Source organism: Halomonas sp. AOP43-A1-21 (assembly GCF_052376775.1).
In the GTDB taxonomy this organism is placed as follows: domain Bacteria; phylum Pseudomonadota; class Gammaproteobacteria; order Pseudomonadales; family Halomonadaceae; genus Vreelandella; species Vreelandella colorata.
Window position 1 is genome coordinate 67,878 of sequence record NZ_JBQSWC010000011.1, and the last position, 24,048, is coordinate 91,925.

The window sequence follows — 24,048 nt, forward strand, 5'->3', positions numbered from 1 at the left end:
GCCTTAATGAACCGGCCCCTAAGGGGGTCGGTTTTTATTTATGCGCTGGTAGCAGGCAGGTTGTTTACTAGGCTGAGTAAGCGGTTATCGATATCACTTGGAGGTTGTTATGCGTCCCGATGACCATGAACGCGTAGCGCTGGAACTGGAAAAAGTAATCCGCGACACGCAAGCCACGATTGATCAAGCAGAAGCGCATGGGCTGGATAAAACCATGTCTGAAGATTACGAACACCTTCTCGATATCCTCGATAGATCCATTAAACAGCAGCGCGAACATACGCTGGCGATGTTGCTGCTTTGAAATTTGAGAATGGTTTTCGCTGTGTCGCCTGCCTGGGTCATTGTCTTCACCGAAACTTTTTTAATGCTTTCGAATAATGCGAATAATGCTAGACTGTTGCAATGATATATTTTTGTAAAATACCTGAGGAGTAAAGATGATGACTGCACTTTCTAGCCTGTTACCCAGTCAAGAGGAGGCCGTTCTTGCCAAGCTATCGAGTAGGGAGCTTGCCGCCTATGTTGAGACACAAGCTTCTACTCAGAAAGTATCCCTCACTGGTAAAGACGGGGAAGCACATCAGGTTGAAGTGCCTGTCAGTGCGCTTCGCCTGCTGGTAGATATACTGACTGAGTTGGGCGATGGCAACATGGTGAAGCTAATTCCCGTGCATGCGGAAATGACGACGCAAGAAGCGGCTGATGCCATGAATATGTCTCGTCCCTCTTTTATTAAGCTGTTGGATGAAAACAAACTCCCGTTCCATCGTGTTGGAAACAGACGCAAGGTAAAGTACTCAGATGTCATGGCGTATAAACAAGGGGTCGATCAAAAGCGGCTTCAGGCATTAGATGAACTATCAGCGCTCGATCAATCATTAAATCTGGGTTACTGATGAGTTCTTGCTACACCGTTGTGTACGATGCCTGTGTGCTTTATCCAGCACCGTTAAGAAGTTTGCTTATTCATTTGGCGATGACTGATTTGTACCGTGCTCGTTGGTCGCGTCAAATACATGATGAGTGGATGCGTAGCTTATTGGCTCAACGTAATGACCTAACATGGGAAAAGCTTGAACGTGTTCGTGACCTGATGGATAGCCATACGCGTGATGCGGTGGTTGAAGGTTTTGAGCCCTTGATTGATGGCTTAACGTTACCTGATCCGGACGACCGACATGTACTTGCTTGTGCTGTTCATAGTAATGCTGAGGCAATTATTACGTTTAATCTTAAAGATTTTCCCAGCGATACGCTCGCCCAGTACGACATCAGGGCCATACATCCTGATGAGTTTTTAATAGATATGTTGGCTTTGAGCCCGGGCAGTGTTGTTCAGGCCGTACAACAGCACCGCAGAAGTTTGAAAAAACCGCCCTTTACCGCTGATGAGTATCTTGATCTACTCCTAAATCAAAGGCTTCCTGAAACGGTGAGTGAACTCAGATCTTTTCGGCTTTTATTATAAAAGTAGATGTTATAGAGGTTGAGAAAATTCGTCCCTGAAATCATTGCCCGCGCTGAAGCGCACTAGCTGGATAAAATCATGCTGAATGATCACGACTATTTCCTCAACATGCTCGATCAAGCAGCGTGACTATACGTTAGCGATACTAAAAGCAGGCGACCGCTAGCCGCTATTTTGACACATTTAACTCATATTTTGCCTTTCGCACTTTCCCTTTCCCTCGCATCATTGCACTAATTGCTTAGCCCATTAAAATTGCTTTTTGTTCTGACTAGCTGATACTTACCGTCTTGTAAAAAGTAGTGGGAATTAAGCAATGAACGCACATACGCTGGCATTGACCCTGGCCATTGCGGCAGGTTGGTTAAGCTTTAATACGCTAGTGGTCGTGGGTTATTTCTTTTTCTGCAAGAAAGAGGCGCTGGGGTTGGCTGCCGGGCGGGATAGCTTTTGGCTAACCGTTGCGGGTAAACGTGCGAGACAGTCAGCAGTTTCTACACGCGCTAAGCCAAGCCCTGTGCCAGTAAAAGAAAGCGCGGCAGTGGCTAAACCGACGCCCTCTGCAGAGCTGGATAGCGCTCCTCCTTCTCCTCCTCCCACACTGCCACCTAGTGCCTCGTATTCTCTGTTTGTCATTTTTGATCAGCCGGGCCCTGAACTTAACCAAAAGATCTATGCTCTGCTGCAAACATGGGAGGCGCGTTATGACGCTTCGCTTCAGTTATATATAGCTTCAGGTGTCACTCCACAAAATCCGATACGCATAGCCAACGCCTACCCACCGGGTATTATGCCTGCCGAAGAAGTGTTTTTGGAGGAGGCGAACTTAGTCGGTGGAATAAGCCTGATTGTTGAAAAGCCCAAGCGCAAACGCGGCTTCGATAAGGTGCAGCTGGGCAAGCTGGTCGAGTTGAGTGAAGAATTTGCCACACTGGGCGGATCGATACTCGATGAAGAGCGTCAGCCAGCCTCACGTAAAACCTTCAAAAATATCACTGGCGGTTAAAAATCCGTTTATTAGCTGCACGACGGGTTCATTCATCTGCGGCTACAATTGGCTATCAAGGGCAGTATCCTGGTGTGTCAGCAATAGCGCGTATGCTTTTATGTAATCTCTAATAACTCTGATGCATAAAAACTATTTTTAATATTCTTTTTTGTGTTTATGATGCATGCATAGCTGATCCGTTGCTTATTAAAGCCTGCCCAGCCTACCCCCTATCACCCGTGCAAATGATCTTTGCCAATGAGGATGCCAACTGATGACTCGAACACGCCGTTTAAACGTATTAGTCGCGGTACTTTCATTAAGCCTAGCCAGCGGTTTTGCTGCTGTGCAGGCTCATGCCGATACGCTGAAGGTGGGGATGTCCGGCGGCTATTTTCCGTTTACCTTTGTTGAGCGCGATGAACTCAAAGGCTTTGAGGTTGATGTAATGAATGCGGTGGGCGAGATCACCGGCGACGACGTTGAGTTTGTGACGGCGAGCTTCTCTGGGTTAGCCGGCATGCTGGATTCTGGGCGCATCGATACCATTGCCAACCAGATTACGATCACGCCTGAGCGCGAAGCCAAGTACGTATTTACCGCCCCTTATGTGTATGACGGCGCGCAGGTGGTGGTTCGTGCGGGTAACGAGTCTATTGAGGGCGTAGAAGACCTTTCCGGTAAAACGGTGGCGGTTAACCTGGGCTCTAACTATGAGCAGTTGCTGCGCGAGCTGCCCAATGCGGCCGAGATTGATATCCGCACCTACGAGTCAAACGTCGAGCAGGATGTAGCGCTGGGGCGTATCAACGCGTTCGTTATGGACCGCGTGAGCGCCACTCAGGTGATTAAAGAGCGCGGATTACCTCTGGCGCTTGCTGGCAAGCCCTTCACGGTAATCGAGAATGCGCTGCCGTTTCGTAATAATGAACAAGGCAATGCTCAGCGTGACCGGGTAGATGCAGCGTTAACCGAGCTGCGTGAGAACGGCACGTTACGCGAGCTATCGGAAAAGTGGTTTGATGTCGATATCACGCAGCAGGCGGAATAAACGCTACCCTGTAGTAACGTCGGCCGTGGGTAATCCACGGCCGTTTGCTTATAAGCGATGCTGACATGCTAAACCTGGAATATATGTGGGGACTGTTACCGGTCCTTCTAAGCTATTTGCCGCTTACCCTTCAAATGGCGACTATCGCCATGCTGCTGGCGCTGATACTCGCCTCTTTACTGGCCGTGATTCGCGTTACCCGTGTGCCGCTTTTAAACGGCTTTGCGCTGCTGTTTATTTCGTTTTTTCGAGGCACGCCGCTATTAGTGCAGCTGTTCCTGTTTTATTACGGCTTGCCTCAGCTGGTTGAGGCGTTGGTATCAATTAACGGTGTAACGGCTGCCGTCATGGGGCTGACGCTGCACTTCTCGGCTTACATGGCCGAGTCGATACGTGCCGCTATCGTGGGGATTGACCGTAGCCAAACCGAAGCGGCGCTATCGATTGGCATGACTCAGCCACAGCTGATGCGGCGTATTATTCTGCCTCAGGCTACCCGTGTGGCTACGCCAACGTTGATGAACTACTTCATTGATATCATCAAGGCAACGTCGCTGGCCTTTACGCTGGGCGTCACAGAGCTAATGGGGGCAACCCAAAAAGAGGCCGCCAGCAGCTTTTTATACCTGGAAGCCTTTTTGCTCGTGGCGGTTATTTACTGGGTGGTGGTGGAAATACTCTCGTGGGGCCAGCGCCGCTTGGAAATTTATCTGAATAGGGCGTATCAACGATGATCTCGCTTGAAGCCGTCACCAAGCGTTTTGGTAAGCAAAACGTATTTGCCGATATTGATTTAACCCTTGAGCGGGGCGAAATCATTGTGATTATCGGCCCTTCAGGCACCGGCAAATCAACCCTTTTACGCTGCATTAATTTTTTGGAGCGCCCGGACTCGGGGCGCATCACCGTTGGTGATCTGCGGGTGGATGTGCAGAAGGCCAGCCGCGCCGATATTTTAAAGCTGCGTAGACGGACGGCGTTTGTGTTTCAGAACTATGGCCTGTTCGCCAATAAAACGGCGCTTCAGAACATCAGTGAGGGCATGATCGTCGTGGATAAACTGCCCAAGGAAAAAGCCCATGCGCGAGCAAGAGAGATTCTCAAGCGTATTGGCCTGGCCGATAAGGCCGATGCTTATCCGGCGGCACTTTCCGGCGGCCAGCAGCAGCGCGTTGGCATTGGCCGGGCAATGGCCGCCAACGCCGATGTGATTTTGTTTGATGAGCCCACCTCTTCACTAGACCCGCAATGGGTAGATGAAGTGCTGAGCTTGATGAAGCAGCTTGCCACTGAACAGCAGACCATGATTATCGTGACCCACGAAATGCAGTTTGCCCGAGACGTGGCGGATAGGGTGATTTTTATGGATGAAGGGCAGATCATTGAGCAAGCCCCGCCCGAGGAATTGTTCACCGCACCTAAAGACCCGCGTACGCAGCACTTTTTGCGTAAAATACTTGCCCCGACGGGCCAGCCCCTGCCCTAAAAAGGCTTGAAGGGCGTTTTATAATGCGCTAGCAAGGGCGCTTTACGCGTGATAGACTACGCCATCCTCTCAGACAAGACCCGTGGGCGGGCAGCCAGATTGACTGCCGGTCACACACTTTGACTTAGCTTAATTGCTCGTCAAATCAATTGGTTGTTAAGGAAGTCGTGTGGTGGGCACCTTTAATAGTGAGCACATCAGCGGCGCATACATAGTTAATCCGTTGCCGAATTAGCGGCAACCTTTATTCTCCAAGGAGATACCTGTGGCGAACAGCAAGCAAGCACGCAAGCGCGCCCGCCAGGCCGAGACTCGTCGCGTCCTGAAAGCCAGCCAGCGCAGCATGGTCCGCACCTATATCAAGCGTGTGATCAAAGCGATTGGCACTGGCGACCACGCTAAGGCGATGGAAGAGTTCAAGGCAATGCAGCCGGTCGTTGACCGTATCGCTGATAAGGACGTGCTTTCCAAGAAGAAAGCAGCGCGCCTGAAAAGCCGTTTGAACAAGCGTATTAAGGCTCTGGCGGCGTAAGCCGGCAGGCGCCATAAAAAAAACCGGCTGCGGCCGGTTTTTTTGTGTCTGATGGTTTTATCCTGGCTTTGTATGAAAAGTCGGTGAGCGAAGATCAGGCAAGGCAAAAATCGGCGAAAAAACGGAGTTTACAGGGTGTAAATGAGTATTTTGAGCCGATTTTTAACGCAGCATGATCGAGCGTAAGCAGTTTTCATACGAAGCCTAGCGCCCCTTGATGGGTATTGGTTGCCAGCGCCCATGGATCAAAAAAATGACCCAAAGCACGCCCCCTGACGAAACCTCTACCACGCTGGATGTGCCGCCATGCCGTGGGCTAATGCGCTCAGGGCTGGTGGTGAGTGCCATGACCATGCTTTCGCGCGTATTGGGATTGGTGCGCGATGTGGTGGTCGCGACCCTGCTCGGGGCGGGCGATGGCGCGGACGCGTTTTTTGTGGCTTTCAAGATTCCTAACTTTCTACGCCGTCTGTTTGCCGAAGGCGCCTTTAACCAGGCCTTTGTGCCGGTGCTTTCCGAATACTCGACCCAGCGCAGTAAGCAGGAGATCCGCGAGCTTTTAAACGCGGTGGCGGGTAGTTTAACGGCGTTGCTGGCCCTGATCACCGCAATTGCGATGCTGTGCGCGCCTTGGCTGATCTGGGTATTTGCCCCAGGTTTTGGTAGCGACCCTGACAAGCACGCGCTGACGGCCGATATGCTGCGGCTGACGTTCCCGTATTTGCTGCTTATTTCGCTCACGGCATTTTCAGGCAGCGTACTCAATACCTGGAACCGCTTTGCGGTGCCTGCGTTTACCCCGGTTTTGCTCAATCTTTCACTGATTGGGGCGGCGCTATTTTTAATGCCGCTAATGGAAGAACCCGCCATGGCCCTGGCCTGGGGTGTGCTGATTGCCGGGGCTGCCCAGTTGGTTTTCCAGGTGCCGTTTTTAATGCGCTTAGGACTCATGCCCACGCCCTGGCCAAATTTTGCCCACGACGGCGTTAAGCGTATTTTAAAGCTGATGGCCCCCGCGCTGTTCGGGGTATCGGTATCGCAAATCAACTTATTGCTGGATACCGTATTGGCTTCGCTGCTTGCCGCGGGTAGCGTCTCCTGGCTTTATTACTCTGATCGCCTGGTCGAGCTGCCGTTGGGTGTGTTTGGCGTGGCGATTGGCACGGTCATTTTGCCTGCGCTTTCCAAGCGCCATGCCTCGCAGTCCAAGGAGCATTTTGCCGCCATGCTCGACTGGGCGATTCGTGTGGTGCTGCTGTTAGGCCTGCCCGCTGCGCTGGCGCTGGCCGTCTTGGCGGAACCTCTGTTGATTACGCTGTTTCACTATGGCGCAATGACCGATAACGATATTCAAATGGCGGCGATGAGCCTGCGCGCCTATGCCTTTGGCCTGGTAGCCTTTATGTTGATCAAGGTATTGGCGCCTGGTTTTTTTGCCCGCCAGGACACCAAAACGCCGGTTAAGGTGGGTATCATCGCCATGGTCGCTAATATGGTGTTCAACCTTATTTTGATCTGGCCGCTGGCCCATGCCGGCCTGGCGTTAGCCACCGCGCTTTCGGCATTTTTGAATGCTGGTCTGCTGGGGTACTTGTTGCACAAACAGGGTGTGTTGGTGTTTCAGCCGGGCTGGGGGCGTTATGCGGTGCAGCTGCTGGGGGGCAGCGCGTTAATGGCGGTCGCCCTCTATGTAGTGTCGCCTGGGTGGCAGGAATGGCTTGGGTTTAGCCTGTGGCAGCGGGTTGCCTGGGTGAGTGGCCTGGTCGGATTGGGCGGTTCGCTTTACTTTGTCTGGCTGGCGGCGTTTGGTTTGCGGCCGCGGCATTTTAAGATGCAAAGCTAAATCGATACGTTGAAACGTAGAGAGTTAGACATATATTAGCGTAGGTTCGCTATAATCAGAGGTTTTTATGCCTCGCCTAAGCCTGATAAGGCCTGGGAGCGGCAAATTATTAACGGCTGAGGTGCCATGCGCGTCATTCGAGGACTGCACAATCTGGCGGCGGCACAACGTGGCTGCGTCGCTACCATTGGTAATTTTGACGGCGTGCATCGTGGCCATCAGGCGATTTTGCAGCAGTGCCGTGAACATGCCGCACGCCTGAACGTGCCGTTAACGGTGGTCGTGTTTGAGCCCCAGCCGCGTGAGTATTTTGCCGGCGACCAGGCCCCGCCACGCTTGACGCGCCTGCGTGAAAAGGTGCGTCTATTAGGCCAGTACGGCGCTGAGCAGGTATTGTGCCTGCCTTTCAATAACGCGCTTAGAAGTCTGACCGGGCGTGAATTTATTGATCAGGTGTTGATCAAAGGGCTGAATGTTAAGCATCTGGTGGTCGGCGATGACTTTCGTTTTGGCTGCGACCGGCAGGGCGATTTCGCGCTGTTGGCGGCGGTAGGCGAAGAGCGCGGCTTTGGAGTGGAGCATACCCGAACCTTTACGGTCGAGAATGAGCGTGTTTCAAGCTCCCGGGTGCGTACCTTGCTTGCCAGCGGTAACTTCGCCGTGGCGGCAAGCCTGCTGGGCCGGGCTTACTCGCTTGAAGGGCGTGTGGTGCGTGACCAACAGCTGGGCCGCACTATCGGCGTACCCACGGCGAATCTGCCCTTGTTGCCTCAGCCATTAACTCTGCGCGGCGTGTATGCCGTTGGGGTGACGCTTGAAAACGGCCAGCGCCATTATGGGGTCGCCAACGTAGGTTTTCGACCCACGGTGGGTTCCAAACGGCCCACTCTGGAAGTGCACCTATTTGATTTTGATGGTGATCTTTACGACAAGCGCATGACAGTATTTCCCTGTGCGCGGCTTCGTGGGGAAGTGAAATTCGACAACTTTGATGCGCTAAAAGCGCAAATTGAGCGCGATCAGGGTCAAGCGCATCGCTACTTTGCGACGGCAGTCACTGACCGTACTACCGCGCTACCGCTGGCCTCGGCCCCGCTTGGGCGTGAGGCCATGATTTCAAATACAGTGGTTTCCAAGACAACGGTTTCCAAGACAACGGCTTCCAAGACAAATTCTTCTGATCCTTCTTCGGCGGATGACGCTGCCGATACTAACAACGGCTGACCGAACCATGGACTATAAGCACACGCTAAACTTGCCTGAAACCGACTTTCCCATGCGTGGCATGCTGCCCAAGCAGGAGCCGGGGCGTGTTTCACGCTGGCAGGATATGAACCTGTACCAGCGCCTGCGCGAAGCGCGCGCAGGTGCACCGCTGTTTGTACTGCACGATGGCCCTCCCTACGCCAACGGCAGTATCCATATTGGTCACGCCGTTAATAAAATTTTAAAAGATATTATCGTTAAGTCGAAAAACCTGGCGGGCTTTGACGCCCCTTACGTGCCGGGCTGGGACTGCCATGGTCTGCCGATCGAGCACAAGGTAGAAACCACGCACGGCAAACACCTGGCGCCTGAAAAAGCCCGTGAGCTGTGCCGTGAATACGCCGGTGCTCAGGTTGAAACGCAGCTAGCTGACTTCGTGCGCCTGGGGATCATTGGCGACTGGAATCATCCTTACCGCACCATGGACTACGCCAATGAAGCGGGGGAGATTCGCGCATTAGCCGACATGGTTGAAGCGGGCTACGTCTTCAAAGGCCTGAAGCCGGTCAACTGGTGCTTTGACTGCGGCTCGGCCCTGGCGGAGGCGGAAGTCGAGTATCAGGACAAGAAGTCAGATGCGATCGATGTTGCCTTCCCGGTGGAAGATGCCGACAAGCTTGCCGCTGCGTTTGGCCTGAGCGAGCTGCCCAAGCCGGCGGCAGTCGTGATCTGGACCACCACGCCTTGGACGATTCCTGCCAACCAGGCGCTCAACGTTCACCCCGAATTTACCTACGCGCTGGTGGATACCGGCGAGCGCCTGCTGCTGCTTGCCGAAGAGCTGGTGGAAAGCTGCCTTGAGCGCTTTGGTTTACAAGGTGAGGTCATTGCCACCACTCAAGGCGAAAAGCTTGATCTGATCAACTTCCGCCATCCGTTCTATGATCGCCTGTCACCTGTTTACCTGGCTGATTATGTCGAATCGGAAGTGGGCAGTACCGGTATCGTTCACTCTGCGCCTTCGTACGGCCTGGATGACTTCAATACTTGCCGCGCCCACGGCATGAGCTTTGACGACATGCTGAACCCGGTGCAGGGCAACGGCGTGTACGTTGATGATCTGCCGTTCTTTGGCGGCCAGATGATCTGGAAAGCCAACCCCAACATCGTCGCCAAGCTTGAAGAAGTGGGTGCGCTGATGGCCCACAAGCCCATCGTGCACAGCTACATGCACTGCTGGCGCCACAAAACGCCGGTCATCTACCGCGCGACGGCCCAGTGGTTCGTGGGCATGGATATTCAGGGGAAAGACGGTAAAACCCTGCGTGAGCGTGCGCTGGAAGGTATCGAAGCGACTCAGTTCACCCCCGCCTGGGGCCAGGCGCGTCTGCACAGCATGATCGCCAACCGCCCGGACTGGTGCATTTCGCGCCAGCGTAACTGGGGCGTGCCGATTCCGTTCTTCCTGCACAAGCAAACCGGCGAGCTGCATCCACGCACTGTTGAGCTGATGGAAGAAGTCGCCAAACGCGTACAGGAGCAGGGCATCGATGCCTGGTTTAGCCTGGATGCCGCCGAGCTGCTGGGTGCTGAAGCCGCCGAGTACGACAAGATCACCGATACGCTGGACGTCTGGTTTGACTCGGGTACCACGCACCGCCATGTGCTGCGCGGCTCACATCCGCATGGTCATGAAAGCGGCCCGCGAGCTGATCTGTATCTGGAAGGCTCTGATCAGCACCGCGGCTGGTTCCACTCGTCGCTACTGACCGGCTCGGCAATCGACGGCCATGCGCCATACCGTCAGCTGCTGACCCACGGCTTTACCGTCGACTCGCAAGGCCGCAAGCAGTCCAAGTCGCTGGGCAACGTCGTCGCGCCGCAGTCGGTGATGGACAAGCTGGGCGCGGATATTCTGCGCCTCTGGGTGGCCTCGACCGATTACTCAAATGAAATGGCCGTGTCGGATGAGATCCTCAAGCGTACAGCGGACGTATATCGGCGTATTCGCAACACGTCGCGCTTTCTGCTGGGTAACCTGACCGGCTTTGACCCGGCGCGCGATATGGTGGCCTTTGACGATATGATCGCTCTGGATCGCTGGGTCGTCGATCGCGCACTGCAGCTGCAGGAGCGCATTCAGAAAGCGTATGAAGAGTACCGCTTCCTGGACGTTTACCAGCAGGTTCACACTTTCTGTTCGCGCGATCTGGGCGGTTTCTACCTGGATATCATCAAGGATCGTCAGTACACCACTCAGCCCGATTCGCTGGCACGCCGCAGCTGCCAGAGTGCGCTTTATCACGTCATCGAGGCGTTATCTCGCTGGGTTGCACCGATCCTCTCCTTCACCGCCGAAGAGATCTACGAGCATATCCCAGGCAAGCGTGGCGATAGCGTACTGCTGGAAACCTACTATACCGGCCTGACTCCCCTTGATGCTGGCGCCGAGATGGGCCGCGAGTACTGGGAAGCTGTGCTTGAGGTCAAACAGGCGGTGAATAAGCGCTTGGAAGAAGCGCGCAGCGAGGGCGCCATCAAAGGCTCGCTGGATAGCGAAGTTACCCTGTATGTCAGCGATGAACTCAATGTATTGCTGTCACGCCTGGGCGATGAGCTGCGCTTTGTGCTGATTACTTCGGAAGCGACCCTCAAGCCGCTTGCGGATGCCGATGCATCCGCCTATAGCGAGCTTGACGGGCTCAAGGTAGCAGTTGTGGCCAGCACGTTTGATAAGTGCGAACGTAGCTGGGAGCGTCGCCCAGACGTGGGTACGCATCCTGAACACCCCACGCTCTGTGAGCGCTCGATCCTTAACCTGCCGGATGGCCCGGGTGAGGTGCGTCGCTATGCCTAAGCCTGAACCTGTCGCCTCCACAAGCACTCGGCCGCCCATGCGGCAGCCGTTGCGCTGGTTGTGGCTGGCCGTCGCTGTGATTGTGCTGGATCTGGCCACCAAGGCGATTGCCAGCAGTCAGCTGGGGTATCTGCAGCCGGTGGAAGTGCTGCCGTTTTTCAATCTGACGTTAATACATAACACCGGGGCGGCGTTCAGCTTTCTAGGCACTCACCCGGGCTGGCAGCGTTGGTTTTTCGCCATTATTGCCATAGGGGCAAGCGTGGGCCTGACCATCTGGCTTTCACGGGTCAGGGCGGATGAAAAGCTGCTGGCCATTTCACTGCCGCTGATCATTGGTGGGGCGCTGGGTAATCTGTATGACCGTCTGGTGCATGGCTACGTGGTCGACTTTCTATCGTTTCATGTGGCCGGCTGGTACTACCCAGCATTCAACGTGGCGGATATTGGTATTGTCTTAGGCGCCATCGGATTAATCTGGGAATCAGTCATGGGTGAGCGACGTCGTAAGAAAGCTCATCGGACTGTGACCTGATCGAAGAGTGGTTTAATCAACCCGCGGTCTCACCCACGAGGTCTACGGCCGCGGTGTCACCCAATAGCGAGCAGAGTAATGAGCGATTACCTAATTGACGACGGGATGGAAGTGACGCTGCACTTCACCTTAAAGCTTGAAGATGGCACGGTGGTGGATTCAACCAAAGAGAAGGCACCGGCTGTCTGCCAGTTCGGCGATGGCAATCTGCCGCCAGGCTTTGAGCATCCCATTAAAGGCATGGCCGCGGGCCAAAGCGGGACGTTTCAAATAACTCCCGAGCATGCGTTTGGTCAGCACAATCCACAGAATATTCAGACGCTCAAACGGGCCGATTTCGGTGATGAAGAGCCTGAACTGGGGATGGTCATGTCGTTTGCCGATAAAGCGGGAACGGAATTGCCTGGTGTGGTCAAAACCATTGAAGGTGATCGCGTAGAGGTGGACTTTAACCATCCGCTGGCAGGGCGTACATTAACGTTTGAAGTCGAGATTCTCGACGTTAAGCCCGTCACTACGCACTAGTTTATTATTCACTAGCGATGCGTTTACGCATCAAGGCGCTATTATGCAATCGACGCAAGCACAGCCCATACAGATCAAATTGGCCAATCCGCGTGGTTTTTGTGCCGGCGTGGATCGCGCTATCGATATCGTCAACCGAGCCCTCGACGTGTTTGGACCGCCCATTTATGTCCGTCATGAAGTGGTGCATAACCGCTTTGTGGTGGAAACCCTGCGCGAGCGTGGGGCTGTCTTCGTGGAAGAACTCGACGAAGTGCCGGATGACGTGATCGTGATTTTTTCGGCCCACGGTGTTTCTCAGGCTGTTCAAACCGATGCCGACCGGCGTGGGCTGAAAGTATTTGATGCTACCTGCCCGTTAGTTACAAAGGTGCATTTGGAAGTGCTGCGCTACGCCAAGCGTGGCCATGAGTGCGTGCTGATCGGGCATGCGGGCCATCCGGAAGTAGAAGGCACCATGGGACGTTACGATACGGCTCACGGCGGACATATCTATTTGGTGGAAGATGAACAGGACGTTGCCAATCTGGTCGTCAACGACCCTTCCAAGCTGGCCTTCGTGACGCAAACGACGCTTTCGATGGACGATACGGCCAAGGTCATCGACGCTTTGCGCGACAAGTTTCCCGAGATCAGCGGTCCGCGTAAGGACGATATTTGCTACGCCACGCAAAACCGCCAGGACGCAGTGCGCGAGCTTGCCGCCGACAGTGACTTGGTGCTCGTTGTAGGAAGTCCCAATAGCTCAAACTCCAACCGCCTGCGTGAGCTTTCCGAGCGCATGGGGACTCCAGCGTACCTGATCGATAATGCCGATCAGATTGACGCCGCCTGGCTTGAGAACGTTGGCCGTATCGGCGTTACGGCTGGCGCAAGCGCTCCGGAAGTGCTGGTTAAAGGGGTTATCGCCAAGCTGCAATCCCTAGGCGCTGCCATGCCTGAAGAGCTGCTTGGCCGGGAAGAGAACATTACGTTCTCCATGCCTAAAGAGCTTCGTGAGCAGGTAATCGTCAGCAGCTAATGCACTGCGCATCGGTTTCCGACATACTGAAAGTGTATGCGGTGGCCTGAGCAGGAGCATTATTTGACGTTTTATCTCTACGCTTTACGCGCTGGTGGCAAGCCAAAGTGCCAGCGCGGTTTTACGCTTATTGAGCTTGTGGTGGTAATGGGCATTATCAGCCTCATTGCGGCCATGGCCTATCCTATCTATACCCGTCACCTTCAAGCCTCCCTGCGTACCGATGCACATGCGGGGTTGATGCAGGCAGCCGCTGAGCTGGAACGCTGCAACTCCCGCATGTATACCTATCATGAGTGTGACATTCCCTCTCAATCTCCCGGCAAGCGCTACACCCTTACGCTTTCAAAAGAGGAGGGGGATGGCTATCTGCTAAGCGCTTCTACGCTTCAAGACGATGGTTGCGAAACGGCTATTACGCTTAATAGTCGAGGAGAACGCTTACCCAAGGATTGCTGGTAAATGCAGCGCGAACGCGGGTTCACGCTGGTTGAGGCACTGATTGCCTTGGCGCTTTTAGCGTTTGGGCTTATGGGAGTTGCGGCAATGCAATTAACCTCGCTGCAAAGTGCCTCGACCGGCTATCAATACTCGGCCGCGAGCTTGGCGGCTGTCGATATGCAGGAGAGCGCCTGGGGACAGCTTGCAACAACACAGAATTGCCGCCGCATTGATCTTGCTAGCCTGAGAAGCGCTTGGCGGGCTCAGTGGTTTGAAGGTCTTGATGCGCCGCTTGAAGGCTCCGCGGGTGAGGTTGAGCGCAGCGTGGTTGATGGACGCTGTCACTTTACCGTCTCCATTACGGTTAACGCCTGGCCTTCACAAGAGGCGCATGAGCTCCTTGATTACGTATTTACACTGCCGTTAAGTGAGGGGGCGTAGTGGTCAATACACGCCAAGCGGGTTTTACGCTAGTTGAAGTCATGGTCGCCATGGTAATCGGGGCGGTTATTATTCTAGGCGCTGGGCAGCTTTTATTAACCACGGTGACCACCTTTACTCGTGTGGAGACGATCAGTCGTCAGCAGGAAGCCATTATCTTTGCTGCCGAGGCATTAACGCGAGACGTTCGCCACGGTGCAGGAAGCCGCTATGAGATTAGCCAATCGTTAGTTAACGATAACACCTGCGCGCTACGCCGAAATGGCCAGCCATTGATTGAGGGGCTTTATAAAGGCAGCCGTGATTGCCATACCGTTAATCTTTTTGAACAAGATGTTCAGGGCGTAGCGGGGCTGCACCGTATAACCTTGCGTTTTGCAGATTCAAAACAAGCGCCCTTTATATGGCACGTGATGCAGCGAAGCCAAGTAGTTACTCCCACAGGCGTTAGCTTATGAAGCATCAGCAAGGAGCTGCATTAGTCGTTGTAATGGCGATGCTTTCCGCGGCGCTGTTACTCGGTGTCGCTGGCATGCAGTCAGCACTCGTTGATGAGCGTTTGGCAGGGAATTTCCGTTCCTCGGTGCAAGCGCAGATGATCGATGAAAGCCTGCTGGCTGCGTTGGCGGATAGCCATCGTTCAGCCCAGCGGGACGCTTTTTTAAACCAAGTAACTAAAGCGCCCCAGGCGCTGAGCGCTGGGGATCATTACCGCCTTCAGCCAGAAGAGCTCGATGCGTTATTGGATGTAGGCGCGTTTGAGGCATTTCTCAGCCGTTTAGCTGTGGGCCGTGATACCGCTCAACAGGATCCTCTAGCAGAAGGTATCGCCATCGATATCAAGAAACTCAGCAATGATCGAGTGGCGATTACCGCCAGCCGCCATGGGCAAGTTCCCGATGACGCATTGGTCACGCAGCTTGAATTTTTCAAGACTGACGCCGAGCCACAATGGCAGCTGGCAGGCTTACGCTAATGCTATTCGCCACGCGTAAATCAGCGCGTTATGATAGGCCTATTTGCCCAAGAGCCTAAACACAATGAGTCAAACTGCCAAAACCCGCGTCCTAACCGGTATTACGACTACTGGTACACCGCACTTAGGCAACTACGTTGGTGCGATTAAACCGGCCATAGAAGCAAGCCAGGACCCCAACGTACAATCGTTCTATTTTCTGGCGGATTATCACGCCCTGATCAAATGCCAGGACCCGAAGCGCGTACAAGAGTCACGCCTGGAAATTGCCGCTACCTGGCTGGCGCTTGGGCTGGATACCGACAACGCAATCTTTTACCGCCAGTCTGACTTGATTGAAGTTCAAGAGCTCTCCTGGATGCTTTCCTGTGTGTGCGCCAAGGGGCTCATGAACCGTGCCCATGCCTATAAGGCAGCCGTGGCTGAGAACGAGGAGGCGGGCGACCAGGATGCTGATAAAGGCGTCACCATGGGCCTGTTTGGCTACCCGGTATTGATGGCTGCCGATATTTTGATGTTCAACGCCAACAAGGTGCCGGTAGGGCGCGACCAGATTCAGCATATCGAAATGGCGCGCGACATGGCTGGTCGATTCAACCACCTTTATAAAGGTCAGTACTTTACTCTACCCGAAGCCGTAGTAAGTGAAACGGGCGAGGTGTTGAAAGGCCTGGATGGGCGCAAGATGTCCAAAAGCTATAACAATACGATCCCGCTGTTTTCACCTGAAAAAAAGCTTCAAAAGCTGGTGCGTAAAATCAAAACCAACTCGCTTGAGCCCGGCGAACCTAAAGATCCGGATACCTGCACGCTGTTCCAGATTTATTCAGCGTTTGCCAATGAAAGCGAAACGGCCGCCATGCGCGAACAATATGCCGCGGGTATCGGCTGGGGAGATGCCAAAAACCAGGTGTTTGAGTATCTCAATGCGCATCTGAGCGAACCCCGAGAACGTTATTACAGGCTAATGGAAGATCCCGCCCATATTGAAGCCGTATTGCAAAAAGGTGCGCAGCGGGCGCGTGAAGAGGCAGCCAAAACTATGGATCAGCTTCGTTCAGCGGTGGGACTCGGCCGCTTTATTTAAATAGTAAAAGGCGCCACCTACTAAAAACCCCTTCCAGTTGGTTCTGTATAGTACCTAGAACTGTGTAATTTTGATAAAAACCCCCTTAATTGGGGGTTTCTTTTTCCTGAAGAATGAACTATATGTATAGTGAATACTGTGTAATATGTGTAGGGCATCAAGGATGTTTGCAACGAAGGTTACAGCCAAGGTAGTTCAGGACAAAAGTGGAGTGGCCACAGAGATTCCGGTCATTCTGACTGACCAAGGGGTTTTGGGGTCAGTCACAGATTATGTGCTTAGCCTTCACCTAAACGGCATCTCACTTTCAACAATCACTAACCATATTCAGTCGATTAGGCTCCTCATCGAGTTCATGAGTGCCAACGAAGGCATGTTCGATGAACCCGAAGCGTTGTTCGCGGCCTTTGTCCGACGGCTCTACAGCGGCACCATCGGTGAAGATGGATTGGATCCCTCTGGCCTTTATTGGATACCGGCCAGTAATAGCACGATACATCGACACATCAGCAATCTGACGAATTTCACCAATTGGCTCTCGGACAAAGGTCTGGGCAAGCCTCTTAATACCTTGCGGACAGCCACTCGACATGAGGAGCGCATCCAGTATGCCGCTTGGTTTAGGCGCAACCAGAACGATTTCCTCGGACACATCAAAGACAAGTCGATCAACAATACTGTCAAGAGAGCCCGCAGCATCAAGGGCAGAACGCCTCTGGCAAGAACCAATGACGATGCCATTGCCTTCCCTACGGGAAAGTTTGAAGACTTCTACATGAATGGCTTGGGAGGAGCCAAAGACCCGCGAGTTGCGCTGCGGGACAAGCTTATCTTGCTCCTGATGCACGCGGCCGGGTTGAGGCGTAGCGAAGCACTGTTGCTTTGGGTCACAGATGTCTTCGAGGACCCCTCCGATCCGGATCGGGCAATCGTGAGGATCTACAACGAGATAGAAGGTAAGGCACCTGAAGGATGGAAGTCCCGAAAAGGGATAAAAACCCGCAAGGCGTACCTCCAGGAAAAATATTCACGCATACCGCGTCAGGAGATGCAAAACACCCAGCATCTCGGCTGGAAATCCAAAACCCTGGATCACAAAGATGGTTATCTGGAGGCGTATTTCTTCCCGCAGGAGTTTGCTCGGATATTCATGTTGCTGTGGCGACAGTATTTGGTTTTCCGTGCATCGTTGGGGTGCTATCACCCCTATGCGTTTATCAGCTTCGACTCTCGCTATCTGGGCAATCCCTATACCTACAACGCCTTCACCCAAAGCTACGCGGCTGGATTAAGACGAATTGGCCTCGAACCCAACAAGAGCGTAGGACTCGATCCTCATGGTCATCGCCACAATTATGGCCGCCGATTGACGGATGCCGGGGTGGATCCACTCATTCGCAAAAAGTGCCTGCATCACGCAAGCCTGGAGTCTCAGGTTCCTTACACCATGCCCTCCAGCGTGAAAGTCTCAGAAGCGCTGTCCCAGGCAACCCAGCAACTTCAATTGGGATCGGATAAGGAAAAGCCTCCCGCCTCTTTCGACTGGAAGACGTTGGCAGAACACGGTTTTGAACACCTCGATCCAAACGGCCACTTCACCGGCAAGAATCCACGGTTAGGGAAGCGATAACATGACCAAAAAATCGGGAAGCAAAGGCTACACCACGGATCTGACTCTGGGGTGGGTGACTGAGGAACTGGGGCACGACTGGCTACAATGGCAGCAGTACGCCATTGAATGGCTAAAAACGCAAGACAAAGGCGTTAATAGACGTTTGGAGGGTATAAGAAAATTTCTTCTTTACCTGAACGCACAAGCCCCGTATGCCGCTGACGTGGCCACAATGTTCAAGGGCCATCCGAGCGGCCACAAGGTGTCCAGTGAAGAGCTTGATGCCTTTCTGGTTAGCAGTGGAACGACTGCTAGTAACCAGCAATACGTTACGCTCATGGTCGATTTATGCGACTACATCCTCAAGAGCCATCTGAGTGTCGAGGATGATAACGGCGTAGAGCGGCCCCTGTTCCTGAATCCGCTCGATAAAATCAAGAAAAACACATTAAACACCGAAACCGTCCACAGCCCGTTACCTTATCGCTATATCCAGCAAGCCAGGCACATTCTTTGCCCCTATCCAACCGATGACTCCGACAATAAAACGCCATGGGTCGGGTTTCACTTCCGGGACTGGCAGTGGGCCATCGATCACCTTCAAACTGGGAATCTGGCTTGGATGGAAGTGCCTCCGGAGGTCATTGATCCCGATGATCTGGATTGCATTTCCCGTACACGGACTGTGACCAGGAACAGCAAGAAAGTTGAGGTCCATGAGATTTGGTCGCCTGTGATGGCGATGTTTCTATTTACCAAGCTCCATCTGCCCCTTCGCTCTTACCAGCTCCGGTTTCTGGACTCCGGCGAAGGCGATACCTGGCGTTACGAGCGGGGTCATTGGGTCGAGAACATCCAGCACCCGTTCAGGTACGGAACACCGAAACGCCCCTATCAGAAAGGCGTCTTCCGGCGCATTTTTGACTCGATGACGGAGAGCTATGCCACCGGGCTGTACGTCTCGACCAACAAAACCGCCGACCAAAACAAAGATGAGATTCAGCGAGGGTATACCATCCCGTGGCAGCACGAAGAACTGCTGTATTGGCTGGAAAAACTCCGTAACTGGCAGGAAAAGTACAACCCGATTAACCGGTTGACCAGTGGTACAGAACTTAAAACAAGACATTTAGGCATCGCCAAATCCAAGAAGCAATTGGCCGAAATGGGCGAGTTTGCCTTTCTGTTTCGGGAGCGAAATTTCGCGTTTCCGATCACCAAAGAATCTATCAAAAACCCTTGGTACCGCCTTTTGTCGAAACTGGAAGAGGATGTGTTCCAGTCGGGCCTGAGGATGAAAGACGGGGACCGTTTGCGGTTTGTGAAAGACTACGGCGAGGACTTCGAGGGTCAAGAAACAGCCAAGACGGCAACGGAATACCCGCTTCACAGCCTTCGGGTCTCGTTGATTACCTGCTACACCATGGACACCGACTTGCCCTTGCCGGTGATCTCCAAGCTTCTCGCGGGACATGCACGCCTGTTGATGACGATCTATTACAACAAGATCACGCCCTCGGTGATGGCCGAGAAAATGAGCGAGGTCGACTCCGCCCTGGTTGAACGCGGGGAAGCATCACTGAAGAACTTTCTTCAGGACGCAGAGATGAGGCAGATCCAACTCCGCGCTGCCTTCCACGGTGATCAGTACAATTCTGTCGCGACCGTACTGGCCAACCGAAATCCGATCGGCTGGGAGGAGCGGGCCACCGGTCTGTGCCTGGTCGGCGGCAACTCCGTGCGTTCGGATGAACTGTCCACCATTGGCGGCTGCTGGAACGGCGGCCCCCTTATAAAAGATTCAGAACATGCGTATTCAAGGATTTATGGCCCGGTATCCCATGGCCCTGAAAACTGCCCCCGCTGTCGCTGGCATATCACCGATGCAACCTACCTGCCAGCGCTGAATTCCAAGTTCAATCAGGTCAGCTACAAGGCGCATCAGGCAGCTGAACTGGCCGTCGAGATTGAAGGCCAATTAGAGGCCTTGAAGGATGAGCTGTTCACCGCCGAGGAAACCGGTAAGCCGTTTCTCAAACACAGCGAACTTCAGGCGCTGGAGCGTCGGTTCGAAAAGCAGCGCGTGGAGGCAGATGAGTACGCCAAGGACTACATCGCCATCTTCAATCTGATCAACAAAGTGGTCCTGATTGAGAATGGGCGAACTGAGGACGATGACCGTCAAAAGCTGGTCGCCGTGGGGTCTGCGGAAGACCTCAATGTCAGCATGAAATTCATCGAAACCGACTCGGAATTGCTGCACCTTTCCTTGCTCTGCGAGGACGCTGAATTCTATCCCGACCTACACGATGACCTGCGAAAGACGCCTGCGATTGCCAAGCGCACCAACGCCTTGAGTCGCATGATGGCCCGCTCCGGGTACAAGCCCGTCTTTCTGGAAATGGACGAAAACACACAGTTGATCGTGGGTAATGCGCTCGTTCGAAAGATGGCTAAGATCGCGGACCCAGACGACCAGATGGAAGGCTACCGAATCGCGACAAACTACATCGAAGCGCAAGAGTTCCTGGAGAACGATGGGCTGCTGAAATGCGGATTTGAGGCCGTCAAACAAATCACCCCGATCACGCTATCGTCGGGCGCTCTGAAGCGGATTCCGGCCTTGGAGGTGTCCGAATGAACATTGATGTTGGTGCGATTCTAGACACCCTTAAAGACGGCAAGACCGCGAAGACGAAGGCTTCTCTGGATAAGCTCCACGAAACGTTGAGCGCCTACTTCGACTCCGGTGCTCGGGACTTTTCCATCACCACCATTGGGCGCGTATCCGAGGAAGATGGCGGTGTGGGCTATCAGTCGATTCGTGCCACTTCAAACAAGCATTATCGGGATCTGGTCGAAGCGTGGGCCGCCAAGGCAAAGACCACCACGAAGAAACCACCGGTAGGGCCACCCAAGAGAATGAGCCAGGACCACCAACTGCTGGAGCGCATTGAGGACGCGGCGGTGCGTGCGCTGTTCGGACAAATCATTCGGGAGCGGGATCGCTACAGAAGCGAAGCCAACATGCTCAAGAGCACAACCGAGATCGTGATTGATAAGCGTCCCACGACCTATGTGGAGCCCCAGTCTGAAGCCAGCGTGGAGCTGCTGCCCTCGTTAAAGGGGATCTGTTCGGAAAACGAGATCAAGGCGTTGCAAACCGTCTGCTCCGAGGAATGGTTGGAGAAACTCGGATTTAGAGCGAACGTACTGGGCCAAGTGAAAGATGAGCTGGGTACGGAAATCCTACCTCGCGGATTTATAACAGCGATCAAAAAGATCCTTGGGGAAATGGATGAGTAATGGTCAGGAAAGAGCACGTCAGAACCTGAGTGCCTTCCAGAGCTGGGTGGCCACCCAAACGGATGACGATTTTAAGCAGATCATCTTTCGGGGCCAGTTAAACCGTGGCGAAGTCGCCAAAGCCATAGGTATCGGAAAGAGCGCGTTGCGCCAGAATCCGGCCATTAAAGCGGCACTGGAGAATCTGGAGCAAAGCCTGCGTGATCGGGGTGTTCTGCCAGAACTGACCGAAACCGCCCTGGCCCAGCGGTCAGAACCGAAGCGCTACGATCCCAGCATTAACCAAAGAGCCATGGAATCGAGAAAGCTCTCAGTGCTGGAGCAGGAAAACATTGAGCTAAAGGCCCGAGTGGCAACCCTCGAAGCCAAGCTAAAACGTTACGGTGAACTGTCCGAAGTCCTCACTGAGTTCGGAGTCGCGCCCGATGCATGAGGATTATTTCCGTGTCACCAGCTGCCAGCATAACGGCTACAAATACACGATCTTCACGGGCATTCCCCTCAAAGCCGACAGTTACAAAATCAACTCGGGCAAATATATCGTCAGCATCCGATGCGAAAACCAGTCCCTGCCTATTAAACCGTCCGTTGGCCAGCAATGGCGGGTGTGTGGTGTAAGGACGCTGGGGACCGTTCAGGCAGGTGATTATCAGCTTCAGCAGCATTTGTATGATGCCCCAGCTGAGATGGAGTGCACACTGCCCGAAACGGGCGAAGCGCTGATCCGCTTCATTGCCAATGAAAAGGAGTTCACCGGTATCGGTGAGGCCAAAGCACGAGCCCTCTGGGATGCTTTTGGCAGCGATCTGCACCCCATACTCCAGTCCGACACTACTAAGCACAGAGCCCTTCTCAGAAAGGTTCTCAGCGAGGTTTCGGTAACCGCGCTTTACAACGGCTACGCAAAGTACAGAAACCTTGCGCATGCTAACTGGCTGGCCTCTCTGGGAGTGCCGCTGAGCATTCAGCAACGCATCCTGAAATACCACGATGATCGCACCGTTGAGATACTCAAGAGCAATCCTTACGCATTGCTCGGATTCGGGATGTCTTTTCCCGATATCGATGCCATTGCTGAACAGATGGGCATGAAGAAATCAACACCGGTGCGGCTCGCAGCTGCTTTAGAAAGCGCGATACGAAAAGAGGTAGAAAAGGGGCACACCTACGCCTCCCATCAGGCGCTCAGGCCCGAGGTGATCAAGCTTCTGGGCAATAAAGCCCTGGTCGCAGAGGCGTTCGCCAGCGGTTATCGCAACGGCCAGTTCATTCTCCGGCCAGAGACCGGCACCTACCATCCTACCGCCCAAATCATAATGGAGTCGGTCGTTGCGAAGCGGCTCAAGGTCTTGGCCGCCACCAAGGATGAAGATGAACCCGTCTTCACGGCGCTCACCGAGGCCGTTCAGGAGTTGCCCTACGACCTGACCGAGCAGCAGCTCCAAGCGGTCGAGTCGAGCCTGACGAATTCGGTGTCCTGCATCACGGGTGGTGCCGGAACGGGTAAAACCACGGTGCTTCGAACCGTGCTCAAAGCCTATGCTGCGCTGGGCTATAAGGTTCATGCGGTCGCTCTGTCAGGGCGAGCAGCCATGCGGCTGCACGAGAGCATCGGATTCTTCACCATGACGATTGCTCGCCTGCTGAGGGAAGAGCCGATCTCGCCGTCACTGGATCAGGCGCAGCATCTCCTGGTCATCGACGAAGCCAGTATGATCGACCTGCCGACCATGTATCGGATCGTTACGCACCTCGATCCCTCGGTACGCATCATCCTGACCGGCGACCCGAACCAGCTACCAGCCATCGGCTGTGGCAAAGTTCTCTCAGACATCGTTGAATCGGGCGCAATCGCTACGGTTGAGCTGAACATCGTCAAACGCCAAGAAGGCTCAACGGGTATCCCGGAATACTCGACCACTATCAACCGGGGCGAGATGCCTCCTTCGTTATCGGTTGGCGCAATCACGTTCCACGAGACGCCTCCGCAGAAGGTGGTCGATAAGTGCAAATCCTTGTATGCGGAGTCACCCTATAACACCCAGATCATTGGAGCCACCAAGGCTCTAGTTGGCGAGGTGAACCGTGAGTGCCAAAAGCTGATCAATCCCGATGGGGAGCGCTTGCAGTTTAGATTGCATGGCGATGAATTCTTCCTCGATATCAGAGTGGGCGACCCGATCCTCTTCACCAGGAACAACTACAACATAGGCATTCAGAATGGGTCTCTTGGCGTATTATCCTCAACAGAGCGCGACACCCAGGACGGCCAGGAAACATTTGGTGTCGTGACACTGGATACCGGCGAAGCCATTTCAATTACGGATGAAGTCTTCGATTGCATGGAGCTTGGCTACGGAATCACGCTCCACAAGGCTCAAGGGAGCCAGTTCCCGAGAATCGTCGTGGCAGTCCAGACGGGGCGTATCTCAGACCGTGCGTGGCTTTACACGGCGATTACCCGTGCCGAGGCAGAGATACATATTGTCGGGCAGGCTAGTGATTTTGCGTCCATCGTAAAATCGGTAAGCAATGCCACCAGGCGGGCGAGTTTCTTGAGGGAGCTGCTGCAAGAGAGGGATTCGGGGGTTAGCCATTAATGGCACGCCCCCTCATCGCCGGTCGCGGCCATCGGGACCTCTCCCTGTACCGCAACTTCATCTTAAACGA

The 24,048-nt window shown here is 53.9% G+C and carries 24 protein-coding genes; all 24 read left to right on the plus strand.

Going from position 1 to position 24,048, the window contains the following annotated elements:
• Positions 1-109: 109 nt before the first annotated feature.
• Positions 110-304, plus strand: a complete 195-nt coding sequence (locus ACT3R7_RS08325; protein WP_496198985.1) for a hypothetical protein — start codon at positions 110-112, stop codon at positions 302-304.
• Between the two features lie 136 nt (positions 305-440).
• Positions 441-899, plus strand: coding sequence for a helix-turn-helix domain-containing protein (locus ACT3R7_RS08330; RefSeq protein ID WP_496198986.1), 459 nt, complete (start codon positions 441-443; stop codon positions 897-899).
• Positions 899-1,471, plus strand: coding sequence for a PIN domain-containing protein (locus ACT3R7_RS08335; protein ID WP_496198987.1), 573 nt, complete (start codon positions 899-901; stop codon positions 1,469-1,471). Before ACT3R7_RS08330 ends, ACT3R7_RS08335 begins: the two co-directional genes overlap by 1 nt.
• Before the next feature lie 316 nt (positions 1,472-1,787).
• A complete protein-coding gene (locus ACT3R7_RS08340; RefSeq protein ID WP_496198988.1) occupies positions 1,788-2,477 on the plus strand; it encodes a hypothetical protein in 690 nt (229 codons plus the stop codon).
• 256 nt (positions 2,478-2,733) lie between these two features.
• A complete protein-coding gene (locus ACT3R7_RS08345) occupies positions 2,734-3,510 on the plus strand; it encodes an amino acid ABC transporter substrate-binding protein (protein ID WP_496198989.1) in 777 nt (258 codons plus the stop codon).
• 65 nt (positions 3,511-3,575) lie between these two features.
• On the plus strand, positions 3,576-4,244 hold the full coding sequence (locus ACT3R7_RS08350) for an amino acid ABC transporter permease (RefSeq protein ID WP_496198990.1): 669 nt from the start codon (positions 3,576-3,578) through the stop codon (positions 4,242-4,244).
• Complete coding sequence (locus ACT3R7_RS08355; RefSeq protein ID WP_496198991.1) at positions 4,241-4,996, plus strand: amino acid ABC transporter ATP-binding protein; 756 nt, start codon at positions 4,241-4,243, stop codon at positions 4,994-4,996. The genes ACT3R7_RS08350 and ACT3R7_RS08355 overlap by 4 nt, the downstream gene beginning before the upstream one ends.
• A gap of 265 nt (positions 4,997-5,261) precedes the next feature.
• Entirely contained in the window at positions 5,262-5,528 is a 267-nt protein-coding gene (gene rpsT, locus ACT3R7_RS08360) for a 30S ribosomal protein S20 (protein ID WP_018918970.1), read from the plus strand.
• Between the two features lie 253 nt (positions 5,529-5,781).
• Positions 5,782-7,371, plus strand: a complete 1,590-nt coding sequence (gene murJ / locus ACT3R7_RS08365; RefSeq protein WP_496198992.1) for a murein biosynthesis integral membrane protein MurJ — start codon at positions 5,782-5,784, stop codon at positions 7,369-7,371.
• A 126-nt stretch (positions 7,372-7,497) separates the two neighbouring features.
• Positions 7,498-8,595 carry a bifunctional riboflavin kinase/FAD synthetase gene (gene ribF / locus ACT3R7_RS08370; RefSeq protein ID WP_417422301.1) on the plus strand — a complete coding sequence of 366 codons (1,098 nt, stop codon included), beginning with the start codon at positions 7,498-7,500 and terminating at the stop codon, positions 8,593-8,595.
• Positions 8,596-8,602: 7 nt separating this feature from the next.
• Positions 8,603-11,434, plus strand: a complete 2,832-nt coding sequence (gene ileS / locus ACT3R7_RS08375) for an isoleucine--tRNA ligase (protein ID WP_496198993.1) — start codon at positions 8,603-8,605, stop codon at positions 11,432-11,434.
• Positions 11,427-11,969 carry a signal peptidase II gene (lspA, locus tag ACT3R7_RS08380; RefSeq protein WP_192539520.1) on the plus strand — a complete coding sequence of 181 codons (543 nt, stop codon included), beginning with the start codon at positions 11,427-11,429 and terminating at the stop codon, positions 11,967-11,969. The genes ileS and lspA overlap by 8 nt, the downstream gene beginning before the upstream one ends.
• Positions 11,970-12,047: 78 nt before the next feature.
• On the plus strand, positions 12,048-12,494 hold the full coding sequence (fkpB, locus tag ACT3R7_RS08385; protein WP_018918965.1) for an FKBP-type peptidyl-prolyl cis-trans isomerase: 447 nt from the start codon (positions 12,048-12,050) through the stop codon (positions 12,492-12,494).
• A 43-nt stretch (positions 12,495-12,537) separates the two neighbouring features.
• Entirely contained in the window at positions 12,538-13,515 is a 978-nt protein-coding gene (ispH, locus tag ACT3R7_RS08390; RefSeq protein WP_496198994.1) for a 4-hydroxy-3-methylbut-2-enyl diphosphate reductase, read from the plus strand.
• A 63-nt stretch (positions 13,516-13,578) separates the two neighbouring features.
• Entirely contained in the window at positions 13,579-13,977 is a 399-nt protein-coding gene (locus ACT3R7_RS08395; RefSeq protein ID WP_444491579.1) for a type IV pilin protein, read from the plus strand.
• Positions 13,978-14,397, plus strand: a complete 420-nt coding sequence (locus ACT3R7_RS08400) for a prepilin-type N-terminal cleavage/methylation domain-containing protein (RefSeq protein WP_444491578.1) — start codon at positions 13,978-13,980, stop codon at positions 14,395-14,397.
• On the plus strand, positions 14,397-14,855 hold the full coding sequence (locus ACT3R7_RS08405) for a prepilin-type N-terminal cleavage/methylation domain-containing protein (RefSeq protein ID WP_444491577.1): 459 nt from the start codon (positions 14,397-14,399) through the stop codon (positions 14,853-14,855). Before ACT3R7_RS08400 ends, ACT3R7_RS08405 begins: the two co-directional genes overlap by 1 nt.
• Positions 14,852-15,373, plus strand: a complete 522-nt coding sequence (locus tag ACT3R7_RS08410; RefSeq protein ID WP_496198995.1) for a pilus assembly PilX family protein — start codon at positions 14,852-14,854, stop codon at positions 15,371-15,373. Before ACT3R7_RS08405 ends, ACT3R7_RS08410 begins: the two co-directional genes overlap by 4 nt.
• A 64-nt stretch (positions 15,374-15,437) precedes the next feature.
• Complete coding sequence (locus tag ACT3R7_RS08415) at positions 15,438-16,460, plus strand: tryptophan--tRNA ligase (RefSeq protein WP_496198996.1); 1,023 nt, start codon at positions 15,438-15,440, stop codon at positions 16,458-16,460.
• Between the two features lie 163 nt (positions 16,461-16,623).
• Positions 16,624-18,090: a gamma-mobile-trio recombinase GmtY gene (gene gmtY / locus ACT3R7_RS08420; RefSeq protein WP_496198997.1), complete on the plus strand. Its 1,467-nt coding sequence runs from the start codon at positions 16,624-16,626 to the stop codon at positions 18,088-18,090.
• A gap of 1 nt (position 18,091) precedes the next feature.
• Complete coding sequence (gene gmtZ, locus ACT3R7_RS08425) at positions 18,092-20,713, plus strand: gamma-mobile-trio integrase GmtZ (RefSeq protein WP_496198998.1); 2,622 nt, start codon at positions 18,092-18,094, stop codon at positions 20,711-20,713.
• The gene (gene gmtX, locus ACT3R7_RS08430) at positions 20,710-21,378 is read left to right on the plus strand and encodes a gamma-mobile-trio protein GmtX (RefSeq protein WP_496198999.1); all 669 of its coding nucleotides are present in this window, start codon (positions 20,710-20,712) and stop codon (positions 21,376-21,378) included. Before gmtZ ends, gmtX begins: the two co-directional genes overlap by 4 nt.
• Positions 21,371-21,811 carry a VPA1267 family protein gene (locus ACT3R7_RS08435; RefSeq protein WP_496199000.1) on the plus strand — a complete coding sequence of 147 codons (441 nt, stop codon included), beginning with the start codon at positions 21,371-21,373 and terminating at the stop codon, positions 21,809-21,811. The genes gmtX and ACT3R7_RS08435 overlap by 8 nt, the downstream gene beginning before the upstream one ends.
• Entirely contained in the window at positions 21,804-23,978 is a 2,175-nt protein-coding gene (locus ACT3R7_RS08440; protein WP_496199001.1) for an AAA family ATPase, read from the plus strand. The genes ACT3R7_RS08435 and ACT3R7_RS08440 overlap by 8 nt, the downstream gene beginning before the upstream one ends.
• Positions 23,979-24,048 lie beyond the last annotated feature (70 nt).